2 protein-coding genes and 3 pseudogenes are annotated in these 4,437 nt (G+C 53.8%); 1 reads left to right on the top strand and 4 read right to left on the bottom strand.

Features of this window, described 5'->3' with window-relative positions; genetic code table 11:
• Positions 1-1,014: pseudogene (locus THISIDRAFT_RS09595) on the bottom strand (transposase); the annotation flags it as partial.
• Between the two features lie 353 nt (positions 1,015-1,367).
• Here THISIDRAFT_RS09595 and THISIDRAFT_RS09590 point away from each other — a divergent pair.
• Positions 1,368-1,598: pseudogene (locus tag THISIDRAFT_RS09590) on the top strand (IS701 family transposase); the annotation flags it as partial.
• A gap of 166 nt (positions 1,599-1,764) precedes the next feature.
• Here the strand turns inward: THISIDRAFT_RS09590 and THISIDRAFT_RS14820 are convergent.
• The 3 genes and pseudogenes from THISIDRAFT_RS14820 to THISIDRAFT_RS09575 all read right to left on the bottom strand — a co-directional run.
• The gene (locus THISIDRAFT_RS14820; RefSeq protein WP_006788836.1) at positions 1,765-3,993 is read right to left on the bottom strand and encodes a flagellin N-terminal helical domain-containing protein; all 2,229 of its coding nucleotides are present in this window, start codon (positions 3,991-3,993) and stop codon (positions 1,765-1,767) included.
• 120 nt (positions 3,994-4,113) lie between these two features.
• Positions 4,114-4,227: pseudogene (locus THISIDRAFT_RS09580) on the bottom strand (flagellar basal body protein); the annotation flags it as partial.
• Between the two features lie 26 nt (positions 4,228-4,253).
• A partial coding sequence (locus tag THISIDRAFT_RS09575) for a hypothetical protein (RefSeq protein ID WP_221913991.1) occupies positions 4,254-4,437 on the bottom strand: 184 nt, incomplete at its 5' end.

Below are 4,437 nucleotides of genomic sequence, written 5' to 3'. Positions count from 1 at the left end.
AGTACGCCATAGTACCGGTGGCGATGCTGCCGGGGCGGCGGGGACCAACGCGGCGATGCGACTGATCAGCTCCAGCGGCGAGAGGATGATCTGGGTGCGCCCGTCCGGACCCGGTTTGGGCAGGCGATAGATCAGCCGCTGCGGGTCGAGTTCCTCCAGCCGGTCGGCGGCGAAGGGAGGACGAGCGCAGTAGCGCAGCAGCCGTTCCAGGCCCTTGCGGTCGTCCGCCTCGATGCGCACGCTCGCATCCAGCGAAAACCCGCCGCCGTGGTCCCACGCAGCCATCTCTTTGCGGGTCTGCGCGTCGATCCGCCCACGGCGCACGAATGCCCGCAGGATGCGGCGGCGCACCTGCGTTTGCACGACGCGCACGGCGTCGGCGTCGATGGCCTCTGCCGCGATGAACCGGACACCCTGCTCCGGGTCGGACTCGAACACGCCGTCGATGACAACGACATGGAAGTGCGTGTGCTCATTCAGCGCGGAACCGAATCGGTGGATGAAGGCCACCGCCCCGGTGCGTGCCTGGGTACTGGCACCCAGGCTGCCGCACAGGTGGTGCTCGATCGCATCCAGAAAAATGCGCAGGGCACTATTGAGGGCTTCGCGGTCGTGCTGGAGGTGATAGCGTAGCCGCTTGGGTACGGACAGGACCCACTGGCGCACCGGCACGCGAGGCAGAACGTGATCGGCCAGATGTGCTGCGGTCTCGGCCATGCGCCGCGTGTTGCAGGACGGGCAGACACCCCGGCCTTTGCAGGAGAAGGCGATCAGAAAGTCATGGCCGCAGGCGTCACAGCGGGCGCGGGCAAAACCATGGGCCAGGATGCCACACTCCAAAAAACGCCTCAGTTCGCGCTCTGCATGCGGTGGTACCTGCGTCTCCCACCACGCGTCCCGCCCCCGCGAGAGAAAAGTCTCCAGGTGGTTTTGCACCACCCGATAGAGCAGTGTATCGGCGGGGCGACGGCGGCGGTAGGGAGCGGCGACGCATCCCTGCAGTTGGACGTCCATGTCCGGGCGGTGTCCGTGAAGGTCTAGTGATAATGACACGATACTGAAGTTTCCAGATCCTGTCACGCGGTTCCGGTCTGGTTCTATGCCAAGCGTCGTGCTCTCGCCTGATCGGTGAGCAGGGTCAGCCACCCTAGATCAAAGCTGATCGCGGCGATCCTGTTCCCGTCATTCAGCACCCTTTCACGTTATCGACAGATTTTCCCTCGATCAATATCCTCTATAATGCGTTTTTCGCAAATTTTGAGGGGAGGCATGCATGGCCGTCCACATTGAAACTGGCTCAATGGCCGATCCCCTCAACGCTAACGGAAATTGACCCACTCTATGCTAACAAAATTGACCCACCCCAGAACGTCGAGGTCTTCCATAAATCGCTTAAATCTAATGCGGCGTTTGCTAAATCTCCTGCTCACACCCCTAAAACACACGCGAATCACTTATTCGCCTCCATCGTCGCCGTCTTCAAAATGGCGTGTTTGACCATCCGCAAACATCTTAACCACTTTGCCTTGCGTTCAAAACTCTATTCCAAGGCTATTCGCGTCGCTTTTGATACGCTTCAGATGCTTCGGGCTGCGTAACATCAGCTAGTAGTTCGTTTTGCAAAAACCATTACAATAATTTTAGGGATCAAGTTATTGTTTAATAATCAATAAAAAATGTAAATGTTTTAGAGAAACGAACTACTAGAAAGTATCGCCACAGTGCGGCATCAAGATGATGCCGCCACGGGTTGCTACGGGTCTGCTATTGCAGCAGGGATAGGATGGATTGCGGGTTGGCGTTGGCTTGGGAGAGGACGCTGATGCTGGCTTGTTGCAGGATTTGCGCCCGGGTGAGTTGTGCGGTTTCGGCGGCGAAGTCGGCATCGAGGATGCGTGAACGGGCACCGGAAAGGTTGACCTGATAAATATCAAGATTTTCAAGGGTTTTGGCAAATTCGTTTTGTACAGCACCCAGCACGGCGCGTTGGTCGGCGATTTGTTGTAGGGCGCCGTCGATGACGTGCAGGGCGAGCATGGCGGATTCGCGGGTGGTGATGTCGATTTGGGTCAGGTTGACCTGTTCGCTGGATAAATCTTCATGCGTAAACAGGCTAACCCGCTGCGGACCGTTAAGGCGCAGTTCGGTAATGGGCAGCTTATCCGGGTTGTCGATGGTAAAGCCCGAGCCTGAGGCGTCTAACACCACGCTGACATTTGCAAATGGGCTACCCAGGTCACGAATGTTATTTTGCAGACGTTCACCGAGCTGGGTTAAATCGCGCACATCAGAGACATCTATGCTTAGACGTTCACCGCCAATGTTGATATTGAGCGTGGTAATCTCCTGACCGATACCGTCGTTAAAGGTGGGCGTGAGGCCAGTAATTCCCGCAGGCTTGGAAAGCTCAATATAATTAAAACTATCATTCACTTGACTCGCTAATATATTAGCAAGATCAGCAGAGCTTCCTGGAATGGCAGTCATTGATGTTTGTGTTACTCCATTATGTGCGATCTCATCTAAGTATGATGTGTTTGCACCTGTACCAATACCAATAACGTAAGAAATTATTTCTTTTGTCTCAACAAAGTTAATCCAGTTTGTTTTTACGGTAGAGTTTATAGGGTATGCAGCATCCGTCAGTAAATATGAAACATTGGAACCAGCAGAAGGAGGATTTGCATTAAAAATACTTTCAACCGCAGGAAAAAATGTATTAAAATTTTCACCACCATCAAGGGTCATAGCTGTGATGCTATTTCTGACCACATTAAGATTATTATTCCAGCCATAATCTGTCAAAGGATTTGCGCCGGACCCAGGAAACTCAATTAACCGCACATTTAAATTAACGCCAGCATTTTCATACGCATCAATCGCCTGAATTGCTGCTGCTTTAGCATTTGCAAAGGGAGTTCCAGACATACTACCCGAACGATCAATCATCAACATCATATTGACCGTGTTAGCGGCACTACCACCCAGCCCGATTGAACCAATGCTTGCCACGCCGATTTCACGATCACGGGTCACCACCACCTCTAGCGGATCGTCCATGGTTAATCTAAACCGCGCATCGAAGGCCCCGGTTAAAGCGACGGTGTTTTTATCATCGTTTTTTGTCACGGTGGCGGCGTTGAGATTAACGCGGGCGAGTTTATGCCGTGCCTCTTCGGCGCTCATCTGGCTGGCGTCAAATGTGAAGCTGCCGGGGGGATGGGTACCCTGGATGGTGTTTGCAATGGCGCGGTTGATGACGCGGTTTAGGTCGTCAAAATTGCGCAGGCCGGTGTTGCCCGTGGCGGGGTTGAAATCCGGGTTGATGCGCGGGTCGCTGAGGTCGATGTGTAGCTGCATCGGACTGATTTCCTGACCATTGACGCGATCAATGTGGATGGTAAAGCGTCCGCTGATTTGTTCAAGGCCGCGCTCGATTTGGGTATGCGTGACGCCATCGGCGCCGATGATCTCACGCGCTCCGAGTTGGGTGTTGCGCGCATCCAGCTTGCCGGTGATCAGGCGCTCGCCCTGCTGCGCGCCGATCTGAAAGACCTGCTCTGTGCGCGAGCCGTCCAGCAGCGCTTGCTGATTAAATTGTGTGGTATCGGCTACCCGGCCAATGGCGCGGATGAGCTGTTGAAATTCGTTGTCGAGGGTGACGCGATCCAGCGCGGTGTTGGTGTCATTGGCTGACTGCACCGCCAGTTCACGCATCCGCTGTAAATCGTTGCCGATGGTGCTGAGTGACCCTTCCGCCGTCTGTGCGATGGAGATGCCGTCGTTGGCGTTGCGCCAGGATTGCTGGCTGCCTTTCATTGCGGCGGTCATGCGGTTGGCAATCACCAGACCCGCCGCATCATCCCGCGCTGTGTTAATGCGCAAGCCCGACGACAAACGCTCAAGGCTTTGGCTTAAGCCTTTGCTCTTGGTCTGTAGCGCATACTGCGCGCTCAGTGACATGACATTCGTATTGACAATCGTTGAAGACATGACTGCCGTCCTTGTGAAAAAAGTTGTTATGAAATGATGTTGTTTTTTCTTAAAAATAGCTGCTGGCAGCGTTCGTCGTTTTCATGTTGTTCACGGCGTTCGCGGACGTCTTGTTCTTCTTTGGCCTTTTTTAAAGCCGGTGGTGTTTACATTGGCCAGATTATTGGCCACCACGGCCATGCGGGTTTGTTGTGCATCCAGGCCCGTTTTGCCGATCCACAGTGATCTATTCATGGTCAAAATCCTCGTTAGGTGTTTGGTTAGATGTAAGGGTGTTGCCCTGAGTCACAGGGTTTACTGAGCTTGACAAGCATCAACGCAAAAAGCGGGCCTGATTTATAATTTATTGAAAAATAGTCATAAAAAACAAACAGAGTGCTGGAGAAACCGTGAGGAATATCGCAGGATTGGCGAAGGGTAGGGATTTCATGCCACTGCGGAAGC

The sequence above is a fragment of the Thiorhodospira sibirica ATCC 700588 genome (assembly GCF_000227725.2).
Lineage (GTDB): Bacteria > Pseudomonadota > Gammaproteobacteria > Ectothiorhodospirales > Ectothiorhodospiraceae > Thiorhodospira > Thiorhodospira sibirica.
Note: the sequence above shows the minus strand (reverse complement) of the source record. Positions and strands in the feature narration are given on the sequence as shown.